Raw genomic sequence first — 25,874 nt, forward strand, 5'->3', positions numbered from 1 at the left:
TGTACTCGTTGAGGTCGGGACTGCGGCAGTCGGGTCAATGCAGGGGAGGCGACCCGTCGGGCGGCGATCCGTCGGACGGCGATGCTGCGCCAGGCACTTCGCCGTACCGCCACCCGCTGAAGGTCGTCCCGCCCGGGCGTCCACGCAGGGGCCGGACTTCGATGTCGGCAGCGCCGTGCGGACCCATGGGCGCCGGAAATCGCCGGACCCATTCCATGGCCTCGGCGCGAGAGCGGGCCTCGATCACGGTATAGGCAGCGACCGGAGTGGGCCCGTCGCCCACCGGCGCGTCCACCATCTGGCACTGACCATCGGCGCAATGCAGATGCCACCCCGCCGAGCCGGGCTGCAGGGTGGCCGCGTCGAGCAGAACGCCCGCGCGCGCAAGCGCCTCGTGGTAGGCCGTCATCTCGGCGCACCAGAAATCATCCGCATTCCGGACTGCGTCCGGGGCAGGCGGGACTTTGATGAAGATAATGAAACGCACGGCAAGGTCTCCGGTCGCGCGGCGCGCCAAAGAGCGAACCGTCAGACAGACGACGTTCGGCGCCACCTTGGATCGACAGCGCTGCCGTAAACCTAGGGAAACCCCTATGTTTCGTGCCGCTCAGCTGAAACAGGGCCCCAGTTCGCGAACTTCGACGGTGCACCACTGCGCCGCCGGACATTCCGCCGCGATGGCCAGGGCCTCGTCGAGAGTGGTGCAGTTCAGCAGAAAATATCCGCCTATCATTTCCTTGGCTTCGGCGTATGGCCCGTCGACCAGGCGGGGGCGCCCGTCGCGGACCTGCAGCTTCACCCCTTCGGATTCCGACTTCAGCGAGTGCGCGGCCTGCAGCACGCCCCGCGCCTGCAGCTCGGCTGCGTATCGCAGCATGCTGTCATAGGCGTCCCGGCCCGCGTCGGGTGCGCGCTGCGCCCGCTGGCCGATGGGTTCGACAATCAGCATCATGTACGGCATGAAAGCTCCGCAAGAAAGCCATGGTGGCGCGTTCCAGTTTATCTGCGCGCAAGACGCATTGTGAAGGCCAGGCCGCGTTCGGGTGTATCGTCGAAGTCTTGCCATTCGGAGAAACTAATGACCGCACCCCAGGAAAGCATCAGCATGGCGGTTTTTTGCGACTTTGAAAACGTCGCGTTGGGCGTGCGAGACGCCAATTACCAGAAATTCGACATCAAGCCTGTGTTGGAGCGCCTGCTGCTCAAGGGCAGCATCGTGGTCAAGAAGGCCTATTGCGACTGGGAACGCTATCGCGATTTCAAGGCGATCATGCACGAAGCGAATTTCGAATTGATCGAAATTCCGCACGTGCGCCAATCCGGCAAGAATTCGGCGGACATCCGGCTGGTGGTCGACGCGCTGGACCTCTGCTATACCAAACTGCACGTCGACACCTTCGTGATCATCAGCGGTGATTCTGATTTCTCGCCGCTGGTTTCCAAGCTGCGCGAGAACGCCAAGCAGGTGATCGGGGTAGGGGTGAAGCGCTCGACTTCGGATCTTCTCATCGCCAATTGCGACGAGTTCATTTTCTACGATGACCTGGTGCGCGAGCGGCAGCGGCCCGATCACAAGAACGGGGCCGTTCGCGATGCGGCCGCCGCCGGCAGGCGCGCGCACGAAGAAGACCCCAAGCGCAAGGCTGAACTCGAGGCGCGGCGCACGCAGGGCATCGAGATCGCGGTCGAGACCTTCGAAGACCTGGTGTCCGAGCGGGGTGACAGTGGCAAGATCTGGGCGTCGGTGCTGAAAGAAGCCATCAAGCGTCGAAAGCCCGATTTCAGCGAGTCATATTACGGCTTCCGCACCTTCGGCAACCTGCTCGAGGAGGCCCAGGTGCGAGGCTTGCTGGCCTTTGGCCGCGACGAGAAATCAGGGGCGTATGTGTATCGGGCCGCGCCCGAGCCCGCCGAGCCGGCGCCCGCTGCGGCCGGACGAGGCAGGCGGAAGTCGACCGCGCGCAAGAAAACCGCTTCCAAGGCGGAGGCGGCCATCGAACGCACGGCCGAGATGCTGACGGAAGCAGTCGTGTCGCCAGACGCCCCGGAAGAGCCGGCGCCACCGGCGCGCAAGTCCGCCACGCGCAGCCGACGCTCGCGCAAGCCGGCGGAAGGGTGATGTGGCTGAGACCGGCGCGGGTCGGATAGACTATTTGCTTTTCGCTCGAGCTACCCCAATATGGCCGCGCTGACGCTGCGTTCTGCTGTTGAGTCCGACCTGCCTTATCTGCTGGCGCTGCGTCGCGAGACCATGGACGCGCATCTGGCCACGGCCGGGCTGCCCCATGACGACGAGGCGCACATGGCGCGCATCCTCTATCACTTCGAAGACGCCCGCATCGTGATGCTGGACGGCGCGGCGGCAGGCCTGTTGAAGGCGTATCGGGACGACGATGCCTGGTATGTGGTCCAGGTGCAGGTGGCGGCGCCCTACAGGGGGCAGGGCCTGGGCGAACGCCTGCTGCTCTCGGTGCTGCGGCAGGCCGACGCCGCCGGCCTGCCGACGCGCCTGGATGTTCTCAGGGCCAATCCGGCACGCCGGTTGTATGAACGCTTGGGGTTTCGCATCGTGGACGACCAAGGCACGCAATACCATATGCAGCGGCCGGTCCACCCGGGGGCGGCCGGTAACGTAGTGCCCACCGGGCTTGTGGACTGACACGACGATGAACACGACCGAAACCGTTACGCGCGCGTGGCGATCCGCCTGGGTGGCACAGGCGCAGGCCCGACCGTCGGTCGCACTGGGCCTCGCCGCCGCGTCGCTGGCGGTGCTGCTGCTGTTGGCCGCCGGACTGTATCGCGGGCTGACCGGCGTAGAAACCAACTATATCCATCTCGCCTTCCTGGGCGGCAGCGCCGGCTTCGCCGCCACGGCGCTGGGGGCTCTGGGCGCCCTGTGCCTGACCAGCATTCACGCCCGAACCCAGGACATCATGCTGGGTTTTGCGGCGGGCATGATGCTGGCTGCCAGCGCCTTTTCGCTGATTTTGCCCGGGCTCGCGGCGGCGCAGGAGCTGGTGGGAGCAGGTCCTGCGGCGGCCGGCGTGGTGGTCGCGGGGCTGGCCTTGGGGGTATTGCTCATGCTCGGGCTGGACGCCTTCACCCCGCATGAGCACGACAGCACCGGGCCGTGCGGGCCCGAGGCCGAACGCCTGAATCGAGTCTGGCTGTTCGTGCTGGCGATCACGCTGCACAACTTGCCCGAGGGCATGGCCATAGGCGTCGGTTTTGCCAACGGCGATATGCGGGTGGGCGTTCCGCTGGCGTCGGCCATTTCGATCCAGGACATCCCGGAAGGCCTGGCCGTGGCCATGGCGCTGCGCTCAACCGGCCTGACGGCATGGCGCGCCACCCTGGTGGCGGCGGCAAGCGGTCTGATGGAACCCCTGGGCGCACTGGTAGGCCTGGGTATGTCGAGCGGCCTGGCGCTGGCGTATCCCATAAGCATGGGCCTGGCCGCAGGCGCCATGATTTTTGTGGTGTCGCACGAAGTCATTCCGGAAACCCACCGCAACGGCCACCAGACGCCGGCTACGGTGGGCCTGATGGTCGGCTTTGCCGTCATGATGTTCCTGGACACCGCGCTGGGGTAGGCGGCTCTGTTCGTTGCTTGCATAGGTGAATTGTGATTGCGCTGCTTGAGGCCCGACGGGCCGGGCTGTTACAACGCCGGCACTGGCTGCCGAATATCGTGTCCGGCGTCATCGTGGGCGTGGTGGCATTGCCGCTTGCCATGGCATTTGCGATTGCGTCCGGGGTCAAGCCCGAACAGGGTTTGTACACCGCAATCGTTGCGGGCCTGGCGGTGTCGGTATTCGGAGGCAGCCGGGTGCAGATTGCAGGGCCCACCGGCGCTTTCATCGTCATCCTGGCCGCTGTGGTGGCCGAACATGGCGTGGCCGGCCTGCAACTGGCCACGCTGATGGGGGGCATCATCCTTCTGGCGCTCGGCGTGGCGCGCATGGGGGTGGTGATCAAGTACATCCCCGCGCCCGTCATCGTGGGCTTCACGGCCGGCATCGGCGTAATTATCTGGGTCGGGCAGTGGAAGGACTTCTTCGGCCTGCCTGCGGTGGCCGCGGGCCACTTCCACCAGAAACTCTGGCAACTGCTGCAGGCCTTGCCGCAGCTGCACGGAGCCACGACGGCGCTGGCACTGGCGAGCCTGGCGCTGCTGATCGTATCGCCGCGCCTGCCGTACCTGAGACGCGTGCCGGGTCCGCTGACGGCGCTGGTGGCGGCAACCGTATTGCAGGCCACCTTCAGTTTCGATGGTGTTGCCACCATCGGGTCCGCCTTTGGCGGCGTGCCGCAAGGCTTGCCATCGTGGCAATGGCCGGAAATTACGCTGGAACGTCTGATCGAGCTGATCGGCCCGGCGTTTGCCATCGCCATGCTGGGCGCTATCGAGTCCCTGTTGTCGGCCGTGGTGGCCGACGGCATGGCGGGCACCCGTCATCAGTCCAACCAGGAACTCATCGGACAGGGCATCGCAAATATTGCGGCGCCGCTGTTTGGCGGCATCGCAGCCACCGGCGCCATTGCCCGCACTGCGACCAATATCCGGAATGGCGGCACCAGCCCGCTGGCCGGCATTGTGCACGCGCTTACGCTGGTCGCCATCGTCGTGCTGCTGGCCCCGCTGGCCGAGAACGTGCCCTTGGCAGCGCTCGCTGCGATCCTGTTCGTGGTGGCGTGGAACATGAGCGACGTGCGGCACTTCGCCAAAATGCTGCGACGTGCTCCCCGCGCCGACGTGGTCATCCTGGTGGTCACATTCCTGCTTACGGTGTTCGCCGATCTGGTGGTGGCCGTGAATATCGGCGTGATCCTGGCCACGCTGCATTTCCTGCGTCGCATGGCCGCCAGTGTGGGCGTTCAGCAGGTCGAGAGCGAAGAACTGCGCCACGAGCTGTCAGACATCGGTATGCCGGCGCTGCCTGAAGACGTTCTGGTGTTCACGGTGGAAGGGCCGCTGTTCTTCGCTGCCGTCGAGAATTTCGAGCAGGCGCTCGACAACACCAGCAGTGATCCGCGGGTGTTGATCATAAGGCTGCGCCGTGTGCCGTTCATCGATGTCACGGGGCTGCAGATGCTGGAGGATGTCGTCGGCCGCTTGCAAGCGCGCGGGGTGCGCGTGCTGCTGGCCGAAGCCAACGCGCGCGTGATGGGCAAGCTTTCCAAGGCAGGGCTGGTGGATCTGGTGGGCGGGCAGGCTATTTTCGCCACACTGAAACAGGCCTTGCTGGCCTGCGGCCTGAGCCCGGCGCGGCGGGATGAACCTGGTGCCGGCGGAGCCGGGCAAACGCAGCATTCCCCGCCTGACGCTTGAGCCCTGCGCGTCGCTGCGCATCACGCACGTCGCGGTATGGGGCGTCACCGTGGCATGAGCGGTGGCCGGGCGCCGAGGCATTGCGGCCTGTGGCGTCGGTCGCTGTGGTGATGGCCGCCGCGATGCGGGCGGCCGTTATGGCGGCGCGCCGACCCTGACGTATCCGGTCAACGGCGGCCGTTGAGCAGCCCGCCGCCGATCTTGAGCAGGTCGTCCAGGCCGACCTGCCCGTCGCCGTTCTGGTCGAGCAGCGACCCCAGCAGCCCACCGCCCAGGCCGCCTTGCTGGCGCGCGGCGTCGCGTTCGCGCGTGAGCGTGGTGCCCAGGCTGCCGGCATCCATGCCCTCGCCCTGCATGCGCTTGGCCAGGAAGGCCATGACGATGGGAGCAAGCAGCTTCAGCAGGCTGGCTGCGTTATTGCCTCCCAGGCCGGTGGCCTGGCCCAGGTTGTCTTCGGCGCGTTCGCGGTTGGACCCGAAAATGTGGCCCAATATCGCGCCGCCGTCGGTTTGCGGCGTACCGGCCGCCCCGCCGCCGCCCAGCAATGAACCCAGCAGGCTGCCGAGATCGATATTGCCGCCGGCGTGGTCGCGCTGCAGTGCGCCGAACAGGGCCTGGGCTTGTCCCGGTTGGGCCGCATTGTTGCCCAGGGCGCCCAGCAGCATCGGCAGCGCGGCGCCCACTGCATCCCGGGTCTGGGCTGGGTCGGCGCCCAATTGTTGCGAAATCTGCTGCATGGGGTCGCCCTGCAACTGGGCGAAGAGTTCGTCGGAAAGCGTGGCGGGAGAGTTCATGATGCGGCTCCTGGATAACGTGTTCAGAGCGTACCACCTGAGGCCGCCGGCCGGGGCGTGGTGGCGGCCGAGTTGCGCACCAGCAGGCCGCCGAGCATCGCCGCAAGGGCCGCACAAAGCGCGCCGGCCGTGAAGGCCAGGCGATACCCCGCACTGAGGGACTCCGGCAGTATGGCGCCGGCCATCGCCAACCCGGCGGTGTGAGCGGCTGCCAGGCTGGCCAGGATGGCCAGGCCCAGCGCGCCACCCATCATGAAGGCGGTGTTGACGATGCCTGAGGCGAGTCCCGACTCGTGCGCCGGGACGTCGTTCATGGCGGCCAGCAGCAAGGGGTTGAAGGCAATGCCCGCGCCCAGGCCGAGCAGCAGCATGCCGGGCAGGATGTGAAGGACGAAGCTGCCATCGATAGGGGCTTGCGCAAACAGCGCCAGGCCCGCCGCCCCCAGCGTCAATCCGGCCGACAGGGGCCCACGCACGCCGAATCGCATTACCAGCCGCGCCGACAAGCCGAGCGAGCAGGCCGCCATCACGAGGTTGCCGGGCAGGAATGCCATGCCCACCTGCATGGCGCTGTATCCCAGCACCAGCTGCATGTACAAGGCCGAGATGAAAAACCAGGCGAACATGGCCGCGGCCCACAGTACGGCCACCGCATTGGCCGTGGCCAGATTGCGCAGGCGGAACAGCCCCAGCGGCATCAATGGCGCGCTGCTGCGCGTCTCGATGAACAGGAAGGCGGCGAGCAGTGCGGCGGCGACCAGCAACAGGCTTACGGAACGGGTGGAAGTCCAGCCCGCTTCGTTGCCATTCACCACTGCATAGACGGCCAGCATCAGGGCAAGCGTGACCGTGATGGCGCCCGCAACATCGAGGCGGACGCCTCGCACCGCGCGGGCCGGCGGCAACAGCGCCAGGCAGAGCCCGAATACCAGCGCGCCGATAGGCAGATTCACCAGGAATATCCAGTGCCAGCTGAGCATGCTGGTCAGCACGCCGCCCAGCAGGACCCCCACGCTGCCGCCGCCTGCGCAGACGAAGCCATAGACTCCCATGGCTTTGGCCCGTGCCGCGGGCTCGGAAAACAGATTCATGATGAGCGAGAGCGATACCGCCGATACGACGGCACCGCCCAGGCCCTGGATGGCGCGCGCGGCAATCAGGGTTTCCTGGGTGCCCGCCACGCCGCACGCCAGCGAGGCCACGGTGAACACGGTGAGGCCGGCCAGGAAGACACGGCGCGCGCCGAACAGGTCGCCCAGCCGCCCGCCCAGCAGCAGGAAGCCGCCAAAGGTCAGCATGTAGGCATTGACGACCCATACCAGGGCCGTTTCGGTGAACTGCAGGTCGGCGCGGATGGACGGCAACGCGACATTGACGATGGTGGTGTCCAGCACGATCATCAGCACGCCGAGGCACAGGACGAGCAGCGCCAGCCAGCGTTGTCGTTCCGTCAGAGAATGATTCATGAACTAGACTCCGGGCGCATTGTTTTCAGCTTGAAACCTGTCCGCCGCTGATCAGCCACGTCGTGCCGTAGCGATCGACCAGCGCGCCGAATGCTTCGGCCCAGAAGGTTTTTTGCATGGGCATCGTTATGTTGCCGCCTTCCGCCAGGCCGTGAAAGACCCGCGTTGCGTCGGATACCGTGGGAAACACGAGCGCCAGCGAGACGCCGTGCTGGCCCTGGTAAGGCTGGCCCTCGATGACATCGGCCGCCATCAGGGCCTGGCCGTCCAGGCTCAGCTGCGCATGCATGACGCGGTTGTGCATGGACTCGGGGATGTCTGCGCTGTTCGGAGCCTGGGCGTACGTCAGCATGGTCTCGATGCGGCCGCTCAGGGTCTGCTCGTAGAAGCGCAGGGCGTCGGCGCAGTGGCCGTCGAATGTGAGATAGGCGCAAAGCTGGGGCATGATGAGTCTCCGGTAGAGGCGCGCTGGCGAGGCCAGTGTGGCCAGCCGCGCGCCGCGGGTGTTGTAATGGCAGTTGCGCCACTGAATGATGAATGCCGCAACACGATGACCATCAAGATAAACGAAGAACTGCGTACTTATATCGATCCGCTCAGTCCCGACGAATATGCAGCCCTCGAGCGCAGCCTGCTGGCGGAAGGTTGCCGCGACGCGCTGGTGCTGTGGGGTGACCTGCTCGTCGATGGTCACAATCGGTACGAACTGTGCCGCAAGCACGGCATCGAGTTCAAGACCACGCAGAATACCCGGTTTACTTTGCTCGATGATGTCAAGTTGTGGATGATCGAAAATCACCTCGGGCGGCGCAGCGTTTCCGACTTCCAGCGGGGCGTGCTGGCCCTGCGCAAAAAAGAGATATTGCAGACGCGCAAGAACCGGGTCGAGCAAGCCGGCAGCCCTGCGCACGAGGCACCGGCGGATGCCGGCCAGGCTTCGCCGCAGGCTGCGCCGCTCAGCCGCCAGGCCCTGGCGCGAGCCGCGAGGGTCAGCAGCAGCACTCTGGGGCAGATCGAGAAAATTCACAAAGCCGCGGCGCCCGAACTGGTTCGCGCGGTGAAGGCGGGGGACATCTCGATCAACGCGGCGGCCGCAGTGGCCGAACTGCCCGCAGAACGGCAGGTGGCGGCAGCGGCCGAAGGCCGCAAGGCCTTGCGCGAACTGGCGCGCCAGGCTCGCGAGGCCCGGCAGGCCAGGACGGCCGCACGCGATCCTGGCGATAGTGCGCCGTCAGACGCGCCAGAACCCGCCGCTACCATTGAAGACTATCCCGCCGAGGTCGCGCGCCTGCAGCGCCTGGTCGCGGCGCTGACCGAAGAGCGGGATGCCCTGAAAAAGAAAGTCATGCACCTGACTGTGGCCCTGGCCGAGGCGCGCAACCCCGGCTGACCGCCCGGTTCGGGCCATTGCGCTTCGTTGCCCCGCATCGCTGTGCACAGGACAGGCCCGCGCCGTCGCGCCGCCGCACCTCTGCGGCAGCGTCAGCCGGCGCGGCGGAAGGTCAGGTTGATGCGCGCCTCGCCCAGTTGCGGATGATTTCCTGCGGGTACGGGCAGTATGCCGTGATATCGCAGGCGGTCGGGCCCGCCCCACACCGCCACGTCTCCATGCTGCAGCGGGACGCGCCGGGCCGGGTCGCTGCGGCGCAGTCCACCGAACAGGAACACCGCGTCGAGTCCCAGCGACACTGACACAATGGGCGCTTGCAGGTCGGGCTCGTTCTTGTCCTGGTGCAGGCCCATGCGTGCCTTGGGCGCATATCGGTTGATGAGGCAGGCGTCGGGCATGAAGCCGGCAAAGCCGGCAGCCTCGGCCGCTGCGTGGGCCAATTGCGAGAACGACGCCGGCATGGCGGGCCACGCGCGCCCGCTCAGCGGATCGTCTGCGGTATAGCGGTAGCCATGCCGGTCGGAAGTCCAGCCCCAGCGGCCGCAATTGCTCAGCGCGGCCGACATGCGATGGCCGCCCGGCGTCTCCATGTGCCGCAGTGGCGCGGCCGCGAGCACGTCTTCCAGGGCGGGCAGCAGGGCGTCGATATAAGGCAGTGCGTAGCCGCGCAGCAGAGCTGCGCCCGGCCCCAGTTCGATGGGAGGCGCCTGGTCGGCGGCGAACAGATCCAGATTCATGTGGTCAGGGTGCAGGGCTGCTACTGTGCGTCGTGGAATATGATGCCCAGCGTATGGCGCGTGCCGGTGCGCACCCGGCTCACCCCATGACGCTGCAGCACCCGATAGTGGCCCCGGATCCCGGCAACGGGCCGGTAGCTGACCGCAAACGCCACGGCGTCGCCCCGGCGCAGCGGCACCACGTCGGCACGCGACTGCATGCGGGGACGCTGGGTGGTCAGCACGAACTCGCCACCCGTGAAATCGGCCTGCGGCTCGGACAGCAGGATGGCGATCTGGACCGGGAACACATGGTCGCCGTACAGATCCTGGTGCAGGCAGTTGTAATCGCCGGGCCCATAGGCCAGGATCAACGGAGTAGGGCGTTCCTGGCCCGCAGCGTGGCAACGGTGCAGGAACCTTGCCAGGGTGTCCGGAAACCGCGTGGCCACGCCGAGGGCCTCATTCCAGCGATTGGCCAGCGGGGCCAGGCGTGGGTACAGCGCCTGGCGCAATTGTTCAACCAACGGGGGCAATGGATAGCCGAAATACTTGTATTCACCTCGTCCGAAGCCGTGCCGCGCCATCACGATGCGGCTTCGGTAGCGCGCCTCGTCGTGATAGGCAGCCACCAGCGCGGCGCACTCGTCGGCGCCGAGCAGACCGGGCAGCACTGCGTAGCCGTCTTCGTCAAGTGCGTGCTCGGCGGTGTGCCAGTCCAGCGCGGACAGGCGTGCGGATGTGGCGATGAGGTCGGCGGTGTTCATGGCCCCAGTGTAGGGTGGGCGCCAGGACGCCACACCCCGCTGCTTGCGCTTGAATTGCGACCGCGATCAACCGCAGCGCAGCGCGGTGATCAGGTCGCCACCATCCAGGATGATATTCAGGCGCATGGGGTTGTATTCCATGGTCATGACCTGGCCGGGCCGCATCACGCGCAGCTGGGAAGAATGCGATCGCGACCGCGCATCATCGCCCACCGATTCGGAATATTTCTTGCCGATCAGGTCTTGCACCAACTGGGCATCGCATTCCTGGGCGGCGCCCGAGGGCATTGCGGACGAATCGGCTGCGGGCGCATCGGGGGTGGCGCGCTGGGGGCCGGACGAAGCGCAGGCGCTCAGGCCGGCCACGAGGAAAACGGGAATCAGCTTGCGTATCATGAAGGCTCCTTCAGGCAGCAGAGAACGTCCATGATAGACCAGCCAGGGCGCCCGTTCGTTCACCGCACGGCCTGGCCGGCTCACGCGGTATCGACGGCCAGCGCGGGCGTGGCCGAAGCGACCGGCGTGCCCCGCAGCCGCGTCACATCGCGCAACGGGGGCGCTCCGTAAAGGCGGCTGTATTCCCGGCTGAACTGCGAGGCGCTTTCATAACCGACCTGCCGCGCGGCCGCGCCGGCGTCGACGACGCCCGCCAGCAGCAGGCGCCGGGCCGCCTGCAGCCGCAGTTGCTTCTGGTATTGCAGCGGACTCATGGCCGTGACCGACTTGAAATGGTGGTGCAGCGATGAGGTGCTCATGTTCACGGTGTGCGCGAGATGCGGGATGCGCAGCGGCTGATCGTAGTGGTTCTGCAGCCATTCGATCGCGAGTCGAACCTGCTGTATCGGGCCTTCGTGCCGCGAAATGTGGCGCAGGCGACCGCCCAGGTCTCCGGTCAGCAGGCGGTAGCAGATTTCACGCCGCAGCAGTGGCGCCAATACTGGAATGTCCTGAGGGCTTTCGAGCAGGCGCGCCATGCGCAAGGCAGCGTCGAGCAGGGGCTCGGACAGCCTGCCCACGGCCAAACCCCTGCCGGCCGAGGTTTCCGCGGGTGCCACCAGGGGGGTCTCGGCGATGAGGCTGGCGGTATCCCGGGGGTCGAGATCGAGCACGAAACACAGGTAGGGCGTGTCAGGAGTGGCCAGCGTCACGCGCGAGGCCACGGGCAGGTCGATCGAGGTCAGCAGGTAGTGCGAGGCGTTGTACTCGTAGATGTCTTCGCCGACTTCCACGCGCTTGGCGCCCTGCACCAGCAGGGCCAGCGAGGGCCGGTAGACGGCGGGGGTCAGCGCATTGGGACGCGACGAGCGGAAAAATGACAAGCCGTCTATCAGCGTCGACTGCATACCTTCCGCGCGGGCATGCCGGTTGATCAGGGCCGCCAGCTCGCCCAGGCCTGGGGCCAGGGCGGGCGGGCAGGGCGAGCGGGCGTCGGAAGTGGCAGCCATGACGGGCGATGCGGGTGGATACCCCGTCAAGTTACACCGGCTTGGCCAGTGTCTGGGTGTGCAGGGCGAACGGCAGGCTGCGAATACGCTGGCCGGTGGCGGCAAACAGCGCGTTGGCCACCACTGGCGCGACAGGGGGAACCCCGGGCTCGCCTACACCTGTTGGCCGTTCTTCCGATGCGACGGTATGCACTTCGACGGCCGGCATTTCGTTGATGCGCAGGATGGGATAGTCGTGGAAGTTGCTTTGCTCGACCTGCCCATCCTTGATGGTCAACGCGCCGTGCATCGCTGTCGACAACCCGAAGCCGATACCTCCTTCAATCTGGGCCCGCACCACATCGGGGTTGACCACGAGCCCGCAATCCAGTGCGCACACGATGCGGTCGACCTTGAAGGCGCCGTCGGGCTGCACGGTGACTTCGGCCACCTGCGCCACAATGGTGTCGAACGACTCATGCAGCGCCACGCCGCGTCCGCGCCGTTCGCCCGGCTTGCCGGGCGCCAGCGGTTCTGACCAGCCCGATCGCTCTACCGCCATTTCAAGCACTGTGCGGTGGCGCGGATGCTGGTCCAGCAGCGCAATGCGATAGGCAACCGGGTCTTGCCCGGCCGCGACGGCGGCTTCATCCATCAGCCCTTCGGCAGAGAACGCGGTATGCGTGTGGCCGACTGCCCGATACCACAACACCGGGATGCCCACGTCGTCGGGGGTGTAGGACTCGACCTGAAGGTTGGGCACCGAATAGTGCAGGTCGGCCTGGCCTTCCACGGAAGAGGGGTCGATGCCATTCTGGATGGCTCCTTCCAGCGGACTGCCCTTGAATATGGACTGGCCGGCCAGGCGCACGTGCCAGGCGATCAGTCGGCCCTGGGGGTCGAGGCCGATGCGGGCGCGATGCACGTTCATCGGCCGGTAAGAGCCGCCGCGCGTGTCGTCCTCGCGGCTCCAGACCAGCTTGATGGGCGCGCGTATGCCCTGGTCGCGTGCGGCCTTGGCGATGTGCGCCGCTTCGGTGACGTAATCGGCCTGTGGGGAGGCGCGCCGGCCAAAACTGCCCCCCGCGTACAGCTGGGTGATGGACACCTTTTCGGGCGGCAGTCCCAGCACCCGCGCCACCGCTGCCTGGTCTACCGTCTGGAACTGTTCGCCGTTCCAGATATCGCATCGGTCTTCGCCCAATTGCACCAGGCAGTTCATCGGCTCCATGGCGGCATGAGCCAGGTACGGCACTTCGTATTCGGCCTCGATGACGCGGCTGGCCTGCGCCAGGGCAGCTTCCGCGTCGCCGCGGCTGCCCGCCACCACGCCAGGCTTGTCGAGCGCGGCACGGAACTGCGCGCGGATGCCGTCGGACCCTTTCCGGTAGGCCTGGCTCTCGTCCCACTGCACCTGCAGCGCGTCGCGGCCGGTGCGGGCGGCCCAGGTATTGTCGGCCAGGACTGCCACACCCTCGAAGTTGTGACCGGTGCCGGAAAACTGCACGACGTGGCGCACGCCGGGCACGGCCAGCGCCTTGGTGGCATCGAAGCTGGCCACCTTTGCGCCGAAGCGGGGAGGATGCGCGGCCATGGCCACCAGCATGCCCGGCAATTTCATGTCCTGCGTGAAGATGGCCGTGCCGTTGGTCTTGGCGTAGCTGTCGACGCGGCGCGGTGCTTCCTTGCCGATCAGCTTGAATTCCGACGGCGCCTTGAGCTGCACCGAGTCGGGGGCCGTCTGTCGCGCCGCTGCCGCGGCCAGTTCGCCGAAGCCTGCCTGCCGTTGCGAGGCTGCATGGCGCACCACACCGTTTTCGACCGTGATTCCGTCCGGAGCCACCTGCCACGCCTGGGCGGCGGCTGCCACCAGCATGGCGCGGGCGGTGGCGCCGGCGCGCCGCATCTGATCGTACGAGTTCGCAATGGCGGTACTGCCGCCTGTGCCCTGTATGCCAAACGCCAGGTTCTTGTACAGTTCGGTGTCGGCGGGCGCTCCCTCGACACGGACGCTGGACCAGTCGGCGTCGAGCTCCTCGGCCACCAGCGTCGCCAGGCCGGTGAACGCGCCCTGGCCCATTTCCAGGTGCTTGGACAGCACCGTGACCACACCATCGGTGCCGATGCGCAGGAATGCGTTCGGGGCAAAGGCGGCCTGGCCTGCGGCCGGAGACGCGGCCCCGGCCGCGGCACGCACGGCCGAGTGGCCCAGGGCGATGCCGATGACCAGCCCGCCTGCACCCTGTATGAAACGACGGCGGCTGACGCTGCGCGGCGGCTGCAGCGCAGCGATATGGGAACGTACGATGGGATGCATTGAGAGCTCCTGTCAGGCCAGCGTGCGGGCGGCTTCGTGGATGGCCGCGCGTATGCGCAGATAGGTGGCGCAGCGGCATGCGTTTCCGCTCATGGCGCTGTCGATATCGCTGTCGGAGGGCTGGCCGTTCTGCTTGAGCAGAGCAATGGCCGCCATGATCTGGCCCGACTGGCAATAGCCGCACTGGGCGACATCGAGCTTGCGCCATGCTGCCTGCACGGCCTGGCCCACGCTGTCGGCCTCGATGCCTTCGATGGTGGTGATCTGCTTGCCCGCCACCGCGGCCAGCGGCATCACGCAAGAGCGGGTGGGTGCGCCATCGACGTGCACCGTACAGGCGCCGCACAAGGCCATGCCGCAACCATATTTGGTGCCGGTCAGGTTGGCGACGTCTCGCAGTGCCCAAAGCAGCGGCATTTCGTCGGGCGCGTCCAGGGCAGTGTCATTGCCGTTGATGTTCAACGTGGGCATGGCGGATTCCTTCTGTGCGGCGAGACAACGCGCCTCGCAGAAGGGCAGGATAGAAAATCGACCCCGCTACCGCAATACCGATAAGTCCGTGATTCTTGCCTGATCCTGCGAGAGTCCCGGACCGGATGGCTGCCGGGCCCGGGACCGCCCGTGCCGGCCGCACTGGCCTCTCTTATTCGATCTTGCCTCGCCGGCCGCACCTCGCCGGCGGCACCTTGCCGGCCGCACCTCGCCGGCCGCACATCGCCGGCCGCTTCAGGCGCGGGAGTGTGCCCGGCGCTGCCGCACGGCCTGCGCGAGTTCGGCCAGCACGGGTTCGGTCTGCTGCCAGCCCAGGCAGGCGTCGGTGATGGATACGCCGTGGCGCAGCGGCACGCCAGGTTTGAGATCCTGGCGGCCTTCTTCCAGGTGGCTCTCGATCATGACGCCGATGATGCGCGATTCGCCCTGCGACAGCTGCGAGGCGATGTCGTGCGCCACGTCGACCTGGCGCAGGTGCGACTTGTTCGAGTTGGCGTGCGAGCAATCGATCATGACCTGTTCGCGCTGGCCGGCCGCCTTCAGTGCGGCACAACATGCCTGCACGCTGACGGCATCGAAGTTGGGCCCCTGTTTGCCGCCGCGCAGGATGACGTGGGTGTCATCATTGCCCCGAGTTTCGAAAATGGCTGCCATGCCCATTTTGGTCATGCCCATGAACGCGTGCCGGGCGCGCGCCGCAACAATGGCGTCCGCCGCGATCTGCATGCCGCCATCGGTGCCATTCTTGAAGCCGAGCGGGCAGCTCAAGCCCGAGGCGAGCTGGCGGTGGCTGGGGCTTTCGGTGGTGCGGGCGCCGATGGCGCCCCAGGCGATCAGGTCGGCAATGTACTGCGGGCTGAGCAGGTCGAGAAATTCAGTGCCGATGGGCAGGCCCAGCTCGCCGATCTCGAGCAGCAGTTCACGCGCGCGGCGCAGGCCCTCATTGATGCGGAAGCTGCCGTCCAGGCGCGGATCGTTGATATACCCCTTCCAGCCCACGGTGGTGCGCGGCTTTTCGAAGTACACGCGCATGACGACGAGCAGGTCGTCGCGCAGCGCGTCGGCCGCGGTCTTCAGGTGGCGCGCATATTCGATGGCCTGGCCGTGGTCGTGGATGGAACAGGGCCCCACCACGACAACCAGGCGGTCGTCGCGGCCGTGCAGCACATCCGCGATGCGCGCCCGGGCGTCCTCGACCAGGTTCTGCGTGGCCTCGGGCACGGGCAGTTCGTCTTGCAGCAGCGCGGGCGAAATCAGGGGGCGCACTGCGCCGATGCGGACGTCGTCGATGCGGGTGGTGTCCTGGGTGGCGTCGGCATGGCCGGCTTCGCGGTCATGGAGGGGGTCGTCGATGCGGATCATGGCAATCTCGAGAGTGCGGAATACAGGGCTGCCGCATTATCGCACCCCGGCCGCGCCTCGCCGGCCGCGCCCGCATGCCGGCCGGCGTCAACGCCGCGCGTCCAGAGCCATGTGTACGGCCAGCCCGGCCAGCACGGTGCCCATCAGCCAGCGTTGCACAGCCAACCATAAGGGCCGGGTCCCCAGGAACCCCGCGATCGATCCGGCCGCGAGCACGAACAAGGCGTTCACGGCCAGGCTGAGCAGCACCTGGGTCATGCCGAGGGTGAGCGACTGCAGCAGCGCGGAGCCCTGGCCGGGCGTCATGAACTGGGGCAGCAATGACAGGTAAAGGATCGCGATCTTGGGATTGAGCAGGTTGGTGAGCAGACCCATGGTGAACAACTGGCGGGTGCTGCTGGGGGGCAACGCGCGGACCTGAAATGGCGAACGGCCGCCCGGACGCAAGGCCTGCCAGGCCAGGTAGCCCAGGTACAGCGCGCCGCCCAGCCGCAGGATGTCGTAGGCGTAGGGCACCGCCAGCAGCAAGGCTGAAATGCCCAGTGCGGCGCACCACAGATAGAAGACGTAGCCGGCCGCCACGCCGCCCAGCGACACCAGGCCCGCACGCGGCCCTTGCGAGAGCGAGCGCGATATCAGGTACACCATATTGGGGCCCGGCGTCAGCACCATGCCCAGCGAGATCAGGGCAAAAGCCAGCAGGTTTGAAAATTCAGGCATGTTGCGCTCCGCGGCGGCCAGGAATGTGCGGCCAGCGTAGCGCAAATCTGTATCGGAACAGTTGCCTAATCGGCCACGGGGGTGCGAAGGGTGACGAATTCTTCGGCCGCCGTCGGATGAATGCCGATGGTTTCGTCGAACACCTGCTTGGTGGCGCCGGCCTTCAACGCCACCGCCAGCCCCTGCACGATTTCGCCCGCGTCCGGCCCGACCATATGGCAACCCAGCACCCGATCGGTGTCGGCGTCGACCACGAGCTTCATGAGGGTTTTTTCCTGATCGTTGGTGAGGGTGAGCTTCATGGGCCGGAAGCGGCTCTCGAAGCGCTTGATGCGGTGCCCGGCCGCAATGGCCTGTTCCGTGGTCATGCCCACGGTACCGATATTCGGCAGGCTGAAAACCGCGGTGGGAATCAGGTTGTAATCCACCTTGCGGTACTCGCTGGGTTTGAACAGCCGGCGCGCGACGGCCATGCCCTCGGCCAGCGCCACCGGCGTGAGCGGCACCCGTCCGATCACGTCGCCGACCGCCAGGATCGAGGGCTCGCTGCTGCGGTACTCGTCGTCGACCGCGATAAAGCCTTCGTCGTTGAGCGTGACGCCGGTGTTCTCGAGGCCCAGATTGTCCAGCATGGGGCGCCGGCCGGTGGCGTAGAACACGCAATCGGTCTCGATGACGTCGCCGCTTCTGAGCGTGGCCGCCAGGCTGCCGTCGGGCCGCTGGTCGATGCGCGCCACGTCCGCGTTGAAGCGCACGTCCAGGCCTTTCTTGCCCAGTTCGTCGCGCAGATGGGTGCGCACGCTGTCGTCGAAGCCGCGCAGAAACAGGTCACGCCGGTATACCTGTATGGTCTGCGCACCCAGGCCATTGAAAATAGAGGCGAATTCCACGGCGATGTACCCACCGCCCACCACCAGCACCCGGCGCGGCAGGGCCTTCAGATAAAAAGCCTCGTTCGACGTGATGGCGAGTTCTCTGCCCGGAATATCGGGTACTTGCGGCCACCCTCCGGTCGCCACCAGGATGTGTTCGGCGGTGTGACGCTCACCGTTGACTTCGACGGTGTGCGGGTCCAGCAGCCGCGCGTGCCCTTCGTGCAGCGTGACCCCGCTGCCGACGAGCAGGTTGCGGTAGATACCGTTGAGGCGTTCGATTTCGCGGTTCTTGTTCGCAATGAGCGTAGGCCAGTCGAACCCCGGCGTGCCGGCCGTCCAGCCGTAGCCGTTGGCGTGCGCGAAGTCTTCGCGATAGTGCGCGCCGTAAACCAGCATCTTCTTGGGGACGCAGCCCACGTTGACGCAGGTGCCGCCCAGATAGCGGCTTTCAGCCACCGCGACGCGAGCTCCATAGCCCGCGGCGAAGCGTGCCGCACGCACGCCGCCCGAACCGGCGCCAATCACGAACAGGTCAAAATCGTAAGCCATTGCGTTCCTCTACGTACTGGGCGGCCTTCGCGCCGCCTCGCTCGCTGACAAGACCTGTATTAAACCTCTAAAGGCGCACACCTGCAGGCGATCGGGCGACCTGTCCGAGGATCGGATACATTTCAGAGCAGGCGGGTGCGCATGCATCGCCGCATTCAGGGGATGGCCCCGGATTGAGAACACATGCAGACTGAAGACAGCTTTTTCGGCTCGGCCGGGGCGATGCTGGGCGAGGTGATCCGCGCCATCGTCGCCGGGTTGCGCTACGTATTCGGCGGCCTGGGGTCGGCCTTGGGCGATTTTTTCTCCGGGCTTGCCAGCGCGCTGGGCATGAGTCCGTCCGTATTCAATTTCGCGCTGCTCGTGCTGGGCCTGGTTCTGCTGTGGGCCGCCGTGAAGGCCTTTCTGCGCCGGGCCATCGTGGCGGGTATCTTCTGGCTGCTGCTGGCCATGTTGCTGCTTGGCGGGCTGATAGGCTAGCGGCCGCGCGTGCCCGCGATGACGCCGGCAAGCCGGCGGACCAGGGGGTCGAACAGCTCGGCCGAGGTATTGCCATAGCCCAGTACCAGCCCGTTGTAGCTCGCAGACGGATGCAGGGCGAACGTCGAGAGCGCGGCCGGCCCCAGTCCGGCGCGATGGGCGGCCGCGGCAATGGCGCGGTCGTCCAGGTCCACGGGCAGGCGCAACGTCAGATGCAGTCCGCCGTGCCCCCCCAGGACTTCATGTTCGAAGTCGAGGTGGCGGTGCAGTGCGGCACGCAGGGCCTGCTGCCGGTCGCGATACAGGCGCCGCATGCGGCCCAGGTGGCGCGCGAACTGGCCGCTGTCGATAAATGCGGCCAGCGCCAGTTGTTCATGTCGATGTCCGCCCCGCAGCAGCTCGCTGACCGCCGGGGCCAGTTGCGCTGCCGGGGCCGGCGGCAGGACCAGGAAGCCGGTACGCAGGGCGGGGAACATGGTCTTGCTGAATGAACCCGCGTAGAGCACCGGCGTATCGTCGGCCAAACCCTGGATGGACGGTATGGGGTTGCCGTGGTGGCGGAACTCGCTGTCGTAGTCGTCCTCGATGATCCAGGCGCCGGCGCGGCGGGCGTGTGCCAGCAGCTCCAGGCGCCGAGCGGCCGCCAGCACTGCGCCGGTGGGGTATTGATGCGAAGGGGTGGTGTAGACGAGCCGGGGAGGCTGTGTGTGCCACCAGCCATCGGGCACGGCCAGCCCCTGGCTGTCGACGGGCACCGGGACGATATGCAGGTCGCCGGCCTGGAAGGCGGCCTTGGCGCCCCGATAGCCCGGATCCTCGACCCAGGCCGTGTCGCCCGGGTTGCTGAACAGGCGTACGCACAGCGCCAGGGCTTCCTGAGTACCTTCGGTAATGATGACTTGCTCTGCGTCGCAGCGCACGCCGCGCGACACGCCCAGATGCTGCGCGATGGCCCGACGCAGCGCCGGTTCGCCCGCCGGTGCGCCGTACGCCAGGGTGCTGACTGAGGCCTCGCGCATGCTGCGGTCGATCGCCCGGCGCCAGGCGCCTAGCGGGAAATGGCTGAGGGCAGGCGTGCCCGGGCGCAGTGCAGCGCCCGCGTCGGCAAGCGGGCCAGAGGGCGAGATGCTGGCGACGCGCCGGGCGGCAGGCAGGCCGGACTGCGGCGGGGCGGCGCGGCGGGCGCCGACGGCGCGCGGCAAGGGGGCCACGCGCGTGCCCTGGCGGTCGGCGCGCACATAACCTTCGGCCGCCAGCTGGGCATAGGCGAGCAATACCGTGTTGCGCGATAGCCCCATCTGCTCGGCCAGCGCACGGGAGGCGGGCAGCCGGCTGCCGGCGGGCAGCCGCCCGTCCAGAATCGACTGTTTCAGGCGCTGCAGCAACTGGTGCTGCAGCGTCTGGCGCCCCGCGGGCGGTGCAAGCGGACTGTCGAGCAAATCGGTTGACGGGTTCATGGCACCACGAAATACCTGGGTATTGGCGCTTTTTAGCATGCCAGCAATTCGGTAGCTTTAGCACTGCCAAGTTCAACTCCCGACAGGACTCAACCCATGCCACATGACTCAACGCCACAACCCGTGGGCCGGCCCGTGCCCGATTGGACGGCGCGCCCGCGTCCGCCGCGCGAGCCCATGGCCGGACGCTACTGCAGGCTGGAACCGCTGGATGCAGAGCGCCATGGCGCCGAGCTGTACGCGGCGTTCAGCCTGGCCGCCGATGGCAGCGACTGGACCTACACCTTTGCAGGCCCGTTCCCCGACGAAGGCAGTTATGTTGCATACGCACGCAGCGCTCAGGCCACCGAAGACCCTCAGCACTTCGCCGTCATCGATCTTGGCAGCGGACGCGCCGTGGGCACGTTGGCGGCGATGCGCATCGATCCGGCCAATGGCGTGATGGAAGTGGGCAGCGTCGCTTATTCTCCCTTGCTCAAGCGCACGGCCGCCGCCACGGAAGCCCAGTATCTGATGATGCGCCGCGCATTCGATGAACTGGGGTACCGTCGCTACGAGTGGAAATGCGACAGCCTCAATGCGCCGTCGCGCGACGCGGCCTTGCGGCTCGGCTTTCAGTTCGAGGGTATTTTTCGCCAGGCCGTCGTGTACAAGGGGCGCAACCGCGATACCGCCTGGTTTTCCATCATCGATACCGAATGGCCGGCCGTGCGCCGGGGTCTCGAGGCCTGGCTGGCGCCCGCAAACTTCGATGCGCAGGGAAGGCAGCGGCGTGCGCTGGCTTCGTTGATCGACGAGGCGCGTTGAAGCAGGCGTGGACACCCCGCCTGCTCTGCGCAAGCGGCGCGAGGAGGGCGCGCGCCGCGCCGTTCCAGACGCGCGCGCACCCGCAATATGCGGGCCGCGGTCAGCGCCCGGCCGCCTTGGTGCGGATGACGATGAAGATGCCGCCCATTACCATCAGCGCGCCCGCCACGAAGGCCGCGTCCAGCGGTTCGTCGAGTATCAGCACGCCGAATGCCACGCCGAACAGGGGCGTCATGAACGACAGAATGGACAGGCGCGTGGCCAGGTAGCGCCGCAATAGCCAGAACCAGACCAGCAGGCTGAACAGGGCCACGCCCAGCGTCTGGAAGGCCAGGCTCGCCACCGCGGGGGGCGAGAACACGGGGGCTGCCTGCCCATTGGCCCAGGCAAACAGCGGCAAGGCCACGCCGGCCACGGCCATCTGGTAGAGCAGGGTCTTGGTGGCGGGAGTTTCCGACAGCCGGGTCTTGCGTATGGCTACCGTGGTCGCGCCCCAGGCGGCGCCTGCGAGCACGCCCAGCAGGTCACCGAACACCATCGAGGGCGAGTCGACAGGCTCGCCCCGGCCCAGGAATGCCAGGGCGATGCCCGCGAAAGCGAGCGCGACGCCCAGCCACTGCAGCGGGCGCAGCCGTTCCTCGGGCAAGGTCAGGTGCAGTCCGAGCGCGGTGAAGATGGGCGCCGTGTACAGAAACACCGACATGTGCGATGCCGTGGTGTAGAGCAGCCCCTGCGCGACGAGCAGAAACTCGGCGGCGAAAAGCAGGCCGGCCACCAGGCCCGGCCACAAGGTTCCGTCGCTGAACGACGCGCGGCCTTCTTTGCGCAGGACGACCAGGCACAGCACCACGGCGGCAGTGGCCGAGCGCAGACCGATCTGCAACGTCGGGGAAATATCGTCTGCCACCAGCTTGATGGCAATCTGCTGGAAGCCCCAGCACAGGCACAGCACCACCATCAACCCGGTGGCGCGATGATCGAGGGGCAGGCGCGGCACGGCCGGCGTAGGCATCAGGGCAGTTCCGCGGGGTAGTTGTCCAGCGCCAGCCCGATCTGCTGGCGCAGGTCCCATTCGGCCAGCGATGCATTGACGGCGCCGTAGTACGCTCCGTCGCGAGCCAGGAACAGCGCGGGAAGGTGAAAGACTTCATAGCGCGTCACCAGCCCGCCGTTGTCGCCGGCATCGATCCAGCACAGGCGCTCTACGGGCAGGTCGAGCAGCGGCAGTTGCTCGCGCGCGATTCTGCAGGTGGCGCAGGTGCGGCTGTAAAACGCCAGCAGGGACAAACCTGGGGCGTCGAGCAGGTAGCGGTCGGCGGTGCTGTCGGTCAGTTCGATCTGCTGCATGCGGCAAGAAGGTGGGTTGGCAACTGTGCACGATAGCGCATCCCGCAACGCGTCGGGATGCGCCGTGCGCTTCAGGGCGTCAGGCTCCGGTCGAGCTCCAGCACCGTTTCGTAGAGCACGCGCGTGCCATCCAGCAGTTGCTCGGGTTCGATCCATTCTTCCGGGCAGTGGCTGCGGCCGCCCAGGCAAGGAATGAAGACCATGCCGACAGGGCCGGTGGGCGCCATGTACACCGCGTCATGTCCGGCGCCGCTGGGCAGGCGCATCGACGCGTATCCCAGCCGGGCCGCCGAGCTTTCGATGGCCTGCATGACCCGTGGTGAGCACGCCGTGGGATGCGCCCGGCTGACCGGCGCCATACTGGCCGTGAGCCGCAGGGCTGCCAGATCGTCCGCGAGCTCGGTCATCAGGGCCTCGGGGAAACTGTCCAGCACCGCATCACTGTCGCTACGGACTTCCAGCATCAATTCGGCGCGGCCCGGCACGGCATTGGCTGCATTCGGCGTGATGTGGATGCGCCCCACCGTGGCTACGACGTAATGCGGATTGCCGCTGAGCCGGCTGGCCTGGCGATGGGCGGCGTCGATCAGCCTTGCCGCGCCCACCAGGGCATCGCGGCGAATGTCCATGGGCGTGGTGCCCGCGTGATCGGGCTGGCCCTCGACTGTGACCAGCACTCGGCGGATGCCCACGATGTGGGTGACCACGCCGATGGGCAACCGGCGGCTTTCGAGCACAGGCCCCTGTTCGATATGCAGCTCGACAAACGCCGCGGTATCGCCGGGGCCGCGCAGCTGGGCCTGCAGGGAAGACGGATCGCCGCCGATGCGCCGCAGGCCCTCGGCCAGCGTCTCGCCCTGCGGATTGCGTGCGGCCAGCATGCTGGCGTCGAGCTGGCCGCAGATGGCCCGGCTGCCCACGCACGAGATGCCGTAGTCGCTGGGTTCTTCCGACAGAAAGTCGATCACTTCGAAAGAATGGTCAAGCGGGACGCCATGCTCATGCATGCTGCGGGCGATCTCGATGCCCGCCAGCACGCCGATGATGCCGTCGAAGCGGCCGCCGTGCATCACCGTGTCGCAATGCGACCCGGTGACGATGGGCTTGAGCGCCGGATTGCGGCCCGCCCGCCGGCCGACCAGGTTGCCGCCCGGGTCCAGGTGCACCGCCAGCCCCGCGTCGGCGAATTCTTGCGCGAGCCAGGCACGAGCCTGTTCGAACAGGGGCGTAAACGCGCGGCGCGTCCAGGGCTGATCGGGCAGGGTATATCGGGACAGGGTTTCAACGCGCGACCAGAGGCGAACGGCGTTCAGGGGAGGGAAAGCGGAAGACATGGACATCCTTTGACTCGCGGGGTGCAAGGCCTGCGGCCACGTGGCCCCGTGCATGGCGGCCAAAGATTATGGCACGAGGGCATGGCGGCCCCTGGATAGCCGGCAAGGGCTGTGCGGCGTGAATCTGCCAGCGCCGCACAGCGGGAATCAGGCGCCAATAGAGGCCGTTACGCTATTTTTAGGGACGGAATTGACATACGCTGTTTCATTCCTTGCGACCCCGACTGGCCTGGGTACCCCCCATGCAAGTAATATTGCGGCACTGATTCACATATTGATGCGGGTCCCTGGCGGGCCCGCATGGTCTTTTACAGGAGATGGGCCCGATGAATAAACCGTTCGACGGCGGGATCGCTTCGCTCAATGTTCCCGCGTACGTCAAGCACCAAGGGCTGATCGAGTGGGTGGCGCAGGTGGCTGCGCTCACCAAGCCCGATCGCGTAGTCTGGTGTGACGGATCCCAAGAAGAATACGATCGTCTGTGCGAACAGATGGTCCAGTCGGGCATGCTGCAACGCCTGAATCCGGCCAAGCGCCCCAATTCCTACCTGGCCTGCTCCGACCCATCCGACGTGGCCCGGGTCGAAGATCGCACCTTCATCTGCTCGCAACGCGCGGAAGATGCCGGCCCCACCAACAACTGGGCCGATCCCGCCGAAATGCGCGGCACGCTCAATGGCCTGTTCGACGGCGCCATGCGTGGCCGCACGATGTACGTGGTGCCTTTCTCGATGGGTCCGCTGGGCTCCGACATCGCGCATATCGGTGTAGAGCTTTCCGACAGCCCCTATGTCGTCGTCAACATGCGCATCATGACGCGCATGGGACGCGCGGTGTTCGACGTGCTGGGCGCCGATGGCGAGTTCGTTCCCTGTGTGCACAGCGTGGGCAAGCCGCTGGCCGAAGGCGACGCCGACGTGCTGTGGCCCTGCAATCCCACCAAATACATTGTTCACTACCCGGAAACGCGCGAAATCTGGAGCTTCGGCTCGGGTTATGGCGGCAATGCGCTGCTCGGCAAGAAATGCTTCGCCTTGCGTATCGCCTCCACCATGGGGCGCGACCAGGGCTGGCTGGCGGAACACATGCTGATCCTGGGCGTCACGTCGCCCAAGGGCCGCAAGTACCACGTGGCCGCGGCCTTCCCTTCGGCGTGCGGCAAGACCAACTTCGCCATGCTGATTCCCCCTGAAGGCATGGACGGCTGGAAGGTCAGCACCATCGGTGACGATATCGCCTGGATCAAGCCGGGCGCCGATGGCCGGTTGCGCGCGATCAACCCCGAGGCCGGTTATTTCGGCGTGGCGCCGGGCACCAGCGAGAAAACCAACTTCAACGCCATGGCCACGCTCAAGGCGAACGTCATCTTCACCAATGTGGCGCGCACCGACGACGGCGACGTGTGGTGGGAAGGCATGACGGACACGCCGCCGGACCATCTCATCGACTGGCAGGGCCAGGACTGGACCCCCCAGATCGCCAAGGAAACTGGCCGCAAGGCGGCGCACCCCAATGCGCGCTTCACGGCTCCTGCGGCGCAGTGCCCCTCGATCGACCCCGAATGGGAAAATCCCGAGGGTGTGGTCATCGACGCCTTCATCTTCGGCGGCCGTCGCTCGACCACGGTGCCGCTCGTGACCGAGGCCCGCAACTGGGTCGAGGGCGTGTACATGGCAGCCACGATGGGATCCGAAACCACCGCCGCGGCGGCCGGCCAGCAAGGCGTGGTACGGCGCGATCCCTTCGCCATGCTGCCGTTCTGCGGCTACAACATGAGCGACTACTTCAACCATTGGCTCAAGCTGGGCAAGCGGCTGCAGGATGCCGGCGCGGTGCTGCCCCGCATCTACTGCGTCAACTGGTTCCGCAAGGGTCCCGATGGCAAGTTCGTGTGGCCGGGCTTCGGCGACAACATGCGCGTACTCAAGTGGATGCTGGGCCGCATCGATGGCACGGCGGGCGGGGTGGAACAAGTGTTCGGCGTTTCGCCTACCTACCAGGATATCGACTGGACGGGCCTGGAGTTCAGCCCCGACAAGTTCCAGCAAGTGATCTCGGTCGACGAAGTCTCGTGGCGCGATGAACTGGCGCTGCACGACTCGTTGTTCGAGCAACTGGCCGACCGCCTGCCGGGCGAACTGCCGGAAGTGAAGGCTGCCATCCAGGGCCGCCTGGCCGCCTGATCGGGCATGACCTTGCCTGGCTCGCCATCGCGTGCCGGGCAAGAATAGCCGGGATCCGC

General features: G+C 66.8%; 24 protein-coding genes and 2 pseudogenes. 8 read left to right on the forward strand and 18 right to left on the reverse strand.

The features are described from left to right. Positions 1–34 precede the first annotated feature (34 nt). Both ACV17W_RS00830 and ACV17W_RS00835 read right to left on the reverse strand, forming a co-directional pair. On the reverse strand, positions 35–487 hold the full coding sequence (locus tag ACV17W_RS00830) for a YciI family protein (protein ID WP_462594575.1): 453 nt from the start codon (positions 485–487) through the stop codon (positions 35–37). Positions 488–607: 120 nt separating this feature from the next. Then, complete coding sequence (locus ACV17W_RS00835) at positions 608–961, reverse strand: YciI family protein (protein ID WP_462594576.1); 354 nt, start codon at positions 959–961, stop codon at positions 608–610. Positions 962–1,078: 117 nt separating this feature from the next. Between ACV17W_RS00835 and ACV17W_RS00840 the strand changes: the two are divergent. The 4 genes and pseudogenes from ACV17W_RS00840 to ACV17W_RS00855 all read left to right on the forward strand — a co-directional run. Beyond that, a pseudogene (locus tag ACV17W_RS00840) lies at positions 1,079–1,927 on the forward strand (NYN domain-containing protein); the annotation flags it as partial. A 252-nt stretch (positions 1,928–2,179) separates the two neighbouring features. Then, positions 2,180–2,659 carry an N-acetyltransferase family protein gene (locus ACV17W_RS00845; RefSeq protein WP_462594577.1) on the forward strand — a complete coding sequence of 160 codons (480 nt, stop codon included), beginning with the start codon at positions 2,180–2,182 and terminating at the stop codon, positions 2,657–2,659. 7 nt (positions 2,660–2,666) lie between these two features. Beyond that, entirely contained in the window at positions 2,667–3,596 is a 930-nt protein-coding gene (locus tag ACV17W_RS00850; RefSeq protein ID WP_462594578.1) for a ZIP family metal transporter, read from the forward strand. Between the two features lie 32 nt (positions 3,597–3,628). Continuing rightward, the gene (locus tag ACV17W_RS00855; RefSeq protein ID WP_462594579.1) at positions 3,629–5,335 is read left to right on the forward strand and encodes a SulP family inorganic anion transporter; all 1,707 of its coding nucleotides are present in this window, start codon (positions 3,629–3,631) and stop codon (positions 5,333–5,335) included. A 167-nt stretch (positions 5,336–5,502) separates the two neighbouring features. Here the strand turns inward: ACV17W_RS00855 and ACV17W_RS00860 are convergent, their stop codons facing one another. From ACV17W_RS00860 to ACV17W_RS00870, 3 genes are read right to left on the reverse strand one after another with little or no spacing between them, the layout of a single operon-like run. Then, positions 5,503–6,129 carry a DUF937 domain-containing protein gene (locus ACV17W_RS00860; protein WP_462594581.1) on the reverse strand — a complete coding sequence of 209 codons (627 nt, stop codon included), beginning with the start codon at positions 6,127–6,129 and terminating at the stop codon, positions 5,503–5,505. A 23-nt stretch (positions 6,130–6,152) separates the two neighbouring features. Beyond that, complete coding sequence (locus tag ACV17W_RS00865) at positions 6,153–7,595, reverse strand: DHA2 family efflux MFS transporter permease subunit (RefSeq protein ID WP_462594582.1); 1,443 nt, start codon at positions 7,593–7,595, stop codon at positions 6,153–6,155. 25 nt (positions 7,596–7,620) lie between these two features. After that, a complete protein-coding gene (locus ACV17W_RS00870; protein ID WP_462594584.1) occupies positions 7,621–8,040 on the reverse strand; it encodes a VOC family protein in 420 nt (139 codons plus the stop codon). 105 nt (positions 8,041–8,145) lie between these two features. Here ACV17W_RS00870 and ACV17W_RS00875 point away from each other — a divergent pair, with 105 nt between their 5' ends. Continuing rightward, positions 8,146–8,985: a ParB N-terminal domain-containing protein gene (locus ACV17W_RS00875; protein ID WP_462594585.1), complete on the forward strand. Its 840-nt coding sequence runs from the start codon at positions 8,146–8,148 to the stop codon at positions 8,983–8,985. A gap of 92 nt (positions 8,986–9,077) precedes the next feature. Here ACV17W_RS00875 and alkB read toward each other — a convergent pair whose 3' ends face one another. The 9 genes from alkB to gorA form a co-directional block, all read right to left on the reverse strand. After that, positions 9,078–9,722, reverse strand: a complete 645-nt coding sequence (gene alkB / locus ACV17W_RS00880; RefSeq protein WP_462594586.1) for a DNA oxidative demethylase AlkB — start codon at positions 9,720–9,722, stop codon at positions 9,078–9,080. A 20-nt stretch (positions 9,723–9,742) separates the two neighbouring features. Further along, complete coding sequence (locus tag ACV17W_RS00885) at positions 9,743–10,468, reverse strand: 2OG-Fe(II) oxygenase (protein WP_462594587.1); 726 nt, start codon at positions 10,466–10,468, stop codon at positions 9,743–9,745. A 66-nt stretch (positions 10,469–10,534) separates the two neighbouring features. Beyond that, positions 10,535–10,864, reverse strand: a complete 330-nt coding sequence (locus ACV17W_RS00890; protein WP_462594588.1) for an I78 family peptidase inhibitor — start codon at positions 10,862–10,864, stop codon at positions 10,535–10,537. Positions 10,865–10,944: 80 nt separating this feature from the next. After that, on the reverse strand, positions 10,945–11,913 hold the full coding sequence (locus ACV17W_RS00895; protein ID WP_462594589.1) for an AraC family transcriptional regulator: 969 nt from the start codon (positions 11,911–11,913) through the stop codon (positions 10,945–10,947). Positions 11,914–11,944: 31 nt separating this feature from the next. Next, positions 11,945–14,209 carry a xanthine dehydrogenase family protein molybdopterin-binding subunit gene (locus ACV17W_RS00900; RefSeq protein ID WP_462594590.1) on the reverse strand — a complete coding sequence of 755 codons (2,265 nt, stop codon included), beginning with the start codon at positions 14,207–14,209 and terminating at the stop codon, positions 11,945–11,947. A 12-nt stretch (positions 14,210–14,221) separates the two neighbouring features. Continuing rightward, complete coding sequence (locus ACV17W_RS00905; protein WP_462594591.1) at positions 14,222–14,680, reverse strand: (2Fe-2S)-binding protein; 459 nt, start codon at positions 14,678–14,680, stop codon at positions 14,222–14,224. 255 nt (positions 14,681–14,935) lie between these two features. Then, the gene (locus ACV17W_RS00910; protein WP_462594592.1) at positions 14,936–16,063 is read right to left on the reverse strand and encodes a 3-deoxy-7-phosphoheptulonate synthase; all 1,128 of its coding nucleotides are present in this window, start codon (positions 16,061–16,063) and stop codon (positions 14,936–14,938) included. A gap of 87 nt (positions 16,064–16,150) precedes the next feature. Further along, positions 16,151–16,783: a LysE family translocator gene (locus ACV17W_RS00915; RefSeq protein WP_462594593.1), complete on the reverse strand. Its 633-nt coding sequence runs from the start codon at positions 16,781–16,783 to the stop codon at positions 16,151–16,153. A gap of 65 nt (positions 16,784–16,848) precedes the next feature. Next, positions 16,849–18,207: a glutathione-disulfide reductase gene (gene gorA / locus ACV17W_RS00920; protein ID WP_462594594.1), complete on the reverse strand. Its 1,359-nt coding sequence runs from the start codon at positions 18,205–18,207 to the stop codon at positions 16,849–16,851. A 183-nt stretch (positions 18,208–18,390) separates the two neighbouring features. On the opposite strand from gorA, the gene ACV17W_RS00925 reads away from it, so the two are divergent. Then, positions 18,391–18,687, forward strand: a complete 297-nt coding sequence (locus tag ACV17W_RS00925; RefSeq protein ID WP_462594595.1) for a hypothetical protein — start codon at positions 18,391–18,393, stop codon at positions 18,685–18,687. Here ACV17W_RS00925 and pdxR read toward each other — a convergent pair. After that, positions 18,684–20,183 (reverse strand): MocR-like pyridoxine biosynthesis transcription factor PdxR, encoded by a 1,500-nt coding sequence (gene pdxR / locus ACV17W_RS00930; RefSeq protein WP_462594596.1) that lies wholly within the window; start codon positions 20,181–20,183, stop codon positions 18,684–18,686. The genes ACV17W_RS00925 and pdxR overlap by 4 nt on opposite strands. Before the next feature lie 57 nt (positions 20,184–20,240). Between pdxR and ACV17W_RS00935 the strand changes: the two are divergent. Next, positions 20,241–20,933, forward strand: a pseudogene (locus ACV17W_RS00935) (GNAT family N-acetyltransferase); the annotation flags it as partial. A 118-nt stretch (positions 20,934–21,051) separates the two neighbouring features. On the opposite strand, the gene ACV17W_RS00940 reads toward ACV17W_RS00935, so the two are convergent. The 3 genes from ACV17W_RS00940 to ACV17W_RS00950 form a co-directional block, all read right to left on the reverse strand. Then, entirely contained in the window at positions 21,052–21,963 is a 912-nt protein-coding gene (locus ACV17W_RS00940) for a DMT family transporter (protein ID WP_462594597.1), read from the reverse strand. Then, a complete protein-coding gene (locus ACV17W_RS00945) occupies positions 21,963–22,298 on the reverse strand; it encodes a thioredoxin family protein (protein ID WP_462594598.1) in 336 nt (111 codons plus the stop codon). Before ACV17W_RS00945 ends, ACV17W_RS00940 begins: the two co-directional genes overlap by 1 nt. Positions 22,299–22,369: 71 nt before the next feature. Continuing rightward, positions 22,370–23,632 carry an allantoate amidohydrolase gene (locus tag ACV17W_RS00950; RefSeq protein ID WP_462594599.1) on the reverse strand — a complete coding sequence of 421 codons (1,263 nt, stop codon included), beginning with the start codon at positions 23,630–23,632 and terminating at the stop codon, positions 22,370–22,372. A gap of 326 nt (positions 23,633–23,958) precedes the next feature. Here ACV17W_RS00950 and ACV17W_RS00955 point away from each other — a divergent pair, with 326 nt between their 5' ends. After that, the gene (locus ACV17W_RS00955) at positions 23,959–25,815 is read left to right on the forward strand and encodes a phosphoenolpyruvate carboxykinase (GTP) (protein ID WP_462594600.1); all 1,857 of its coding nucleotides are present in this window, start codon (positions 23,959–23,961) and stop codon (positions 25,813–25,815) included. The last annotated feature ends 59 nt before the right edge of the window (positions 25,816–25,874 follow it).

Source organism: Bordetella sp. MIP270_01_BMS (genome assembly GCF_054958705.1).

What these genes read in the sequence shown, in the direction of transcription:
- ACV17W_RS00850 (WP_462594578.1), top strand. Translation starts at nt 2,667, where the DNA reads ATGAACACGACCGAAACCGTTACGCGCGCGTGGCGATCCGCCTGGGTG.
- ACV17W_RS00905 (WP_462594591.1), bottom strand. Translation starts at nt 14,680, where the DNA reads ATGCCCACGTTGAACATCAACGGCAATGACACTGCCCTGGACGCGCCC.
- ACV17W_RS00865 (WP_462594582.1), bottom strand. Translation starts at nt 7,595, where the DNA reads ATGAATCATTCTCTGACGGAACGACAACGCTGGCTGGCGCTGCTCGTC.
- ACV17W_RS00835 (WP_462594576.1), bottom strand. Translation starts at nt 961, where the DNA reads ATGCCGTACATGATGCTGATTGTCGAACCCATCGGCCAGCGGGCGCAG.
- pdxR (WP_462594596.1), bottom strand. Translation starts at nt 20,183, where the DNA reads ATGCTAAAAAGCGCCAATACCCAGGTATTTCGTGGTGCCATGAACCCG.
- ACV17W_RS00955 (WP_462594600.1), top strand. Translation starts at nt 23,959, where the DNA reads ATGAATAAACCGTTCGACGGCGGGATCGCTTCGCTCAATGTTCCCGCG.
- ACV17W_RS00940 (WP_462594597.1), bottom strand. Translation starts at nt 21,963, where the DNA reads ATGCCTACGCCGGCCGTGCCGCGCCTGCCCCTCGATCATCGCGCCACC.
- ACV17W_RS00890 (WP_462594588.1), bottom strand. Translation starts at nt 10,864, where the DNA reads ATGATACGCAAGCTGATTCCCGTTTTCCTCGTGGCCGGCCTGAGCGCC.
- ACV17W_RS00860 (WP_462594581.1), bottom strand. Translation starts at nt 6,129, where the DNA reads ATGAACTCTCCCGCCACGCTTTCCGACGAACTCTTCGCCCAGTTGCAG.
- ACV17W_RS00900 (WP_462594590.1), bottom strand. Translation starts at nt 14,209, where the DNA reads ATGCATCCCATCGTACGTTCCCATATCGCTGCGCTGCAGCCGCCGCGC.
- ACV17W_RS00915 (WP_462594593.1), bottom strand. Translation starts at nt 16,783, where the DNA reads ATGCCTGAATTTTCAAACCTGCTGGCTTTTGCCCTGATCTCGCTGGGC.
- gorA (WP_462594594.1), bottom strand. Translation starts at nt 18,207, where the DNA reads ATGGCTTACGATTTTGACCTGTTCGTGATTGGCGCCGGTTCGGGCGGC.
- ACV17W_RS00895 (WP_462594589.1), bottom strand. Translation starts at nt 11,913, where the DNA reads ATGGCTGCCACTTCCGACGCCCGCTCGCCCTGCCCGCCCGCCCTGGCC.
- ACV17W_RS00845 (WP_462594577.1), top strand. Translation starts at nt 2,180, where the DNA reads ATGGCCGCGCTGACGCTGCGTTCTGCTGTTGAGTCCGACCTGCCTTAT.
- ACV17W_RS00925 (WP_462594595.1), top strand. Translation starts at nt 18,391, where the DNA reads ATGCAGACTGAAGACAGCTTTTTCGGCTCGGCCGGGGCGATGCTGGGC.
- ACV17W_RS00945 (WP_462594598.1), bottom strand. Translation starts at nt 22,298, where the DNA reads ATGCAGCAGATCGAACTGACCGACAGCACCGCCGACCGCTACCTGCTC.
- ACV17W_RS00875 (WP_462594585.1), top strand. Translation starts at nt 8,146, where the DNA reads ATGACCATCAAGATAAACGAAGAACTGCGTACTTATATCGATCCGCTC.
- ACV17W_RS00885 (WP_462594587.1), bottom strand. Translation starts at nt 10,468, where the DNA reads ATGAACACCGCCGACCTCATCGCCACATCCGCACGCCTGTCCGCGCTG.
- alkB (WP_462594586.1), bottom strand. Translation starts at nt 9,722, where the DNA reads ATGAATCTGGATCTGTTCGCCGCCGACCAGGCGCCTCCCATCGAACTG.
- ACV17W_RS00870 (WP_462594584.1), bottom strand. Translation starts at nt 8,040, where the DNA reads ATGCCCCAGCTTTGCGCCTATCTCACATTCGACGGCCACTGCGCCGAC.
- ACV17W_RS00950 (WP_462594599.1), bottom strand. Translation starts at nt 23,632, where the DNA reads ATGTCTTCCGCTTTCCCTCCCCTGAACGCCGTTCGCCTCTGGTCGCGC.
- ACV17W_RS00910 (WP_462594592.1), bottom strand. Translation starts at nt 16,063, where the DNA reads ATGATCCGCATCGACGACCCCCTCCATGACCGCGAAGCCGGCCATGCC.